The following is a 916-nucleotide window of genomic DNA, read 5'->3' on the forward strand; positions in this document are numbered from 1 at the left end:
GCCGCGGATGGCGCCGCGGGCGCGCCAGGCGGACGCCCGCTCGGCGAGGGTGGCGCGATCGTCGTCGGTGAGGTCGCCGATGCGGTCGATCCGCGCGGTGTGGCCGGCGCGTTCGACCTGGTCGACGGCCTGGCGCACGCCGTGCATCGGCGGGCTGTCGAGGCAGAACTCGCCGGGGCACACGACCGCCTCGTCGCCGAGTTCGAGGACCCGCAGGCCGGCGCGCTGCCAGGCGCGGCCGCCGTCGGGTCCGCAGCCGACGGCGGCGGGCACCCAGGCGTGGGCGGCGGCGAGCTCCAGGAACGGGCCGATGACGCCGGGCCAGGCCTCCGGGTCGCCGATCGGGTCGCCGCAGGCCAGCGCGACCCCGCCGACGACCCGGTAGGTGATCGCGGCCTTGCCCGTCGGGGACCAGAGCACGCTGTTGTCCCGGCGCAGGGCGGCGTAGCTGAGCGAGTCCCGACCGCCGTGGCGGGTCAGCAGGGCGCGCAGCCGGGCGCAGTCGTCGCCGGCGAGCGCGGCGACCGGGCGGGCGGGACGCAGCGCCAGGTAGCCGGTGACGCCGACGGTGACGACGCCGAGCGCGAGCAGCACCGAGGCGACGAGGTTGCCGTCGCCGGGCCCGAACCGGACGGGGCCGCTGATGCCGATCAGCCCGGCGAGGATGTGCAGGACCTGGTCGGTCGCGCCACCGCGGCCGTGGCGGAAGCGGATCAGCGTCAGGCCGATGAGAAGGTCCGCGGCGCCGAGCGCCGCCAGGGCGCCGAGCGCCCGCCAGCGGGTCCGCGGGTCGCCGGCGGCGTGGAAGTGCTGGCGGGTGGCGAGCAGGACCGTGAACGGGACGAGGTCGACCAGCGCCGGGATCACGGCGAGGCCGCGGGCGAGGTCGAGGAGCACCGCCGCGCCGGACAGGGCC

Annotated in this window: 1 protein-coding gene; it reads right to left on the minus strand. The window is 78.2% G+C overall.

The genetic code is table 11. The features are described from left to right. Positions 1–916: phosphatidylglycerol lysyltransferase domain-containing protein (locus MXD58_RS25695; RefSeq protein WP_250610275.1), on the minus strand; the 916-nt coding region annotated here is incomplete at both ends.

The sequence above is a fragment of the Frankia sp. AgKG'84/4 genome (assembly GCF_023242965.2).
Classification (GTDB): Bacteria; Actinomycetota; Actinomycetes; order Frankiales; family Frankiaceae; genus Frankia.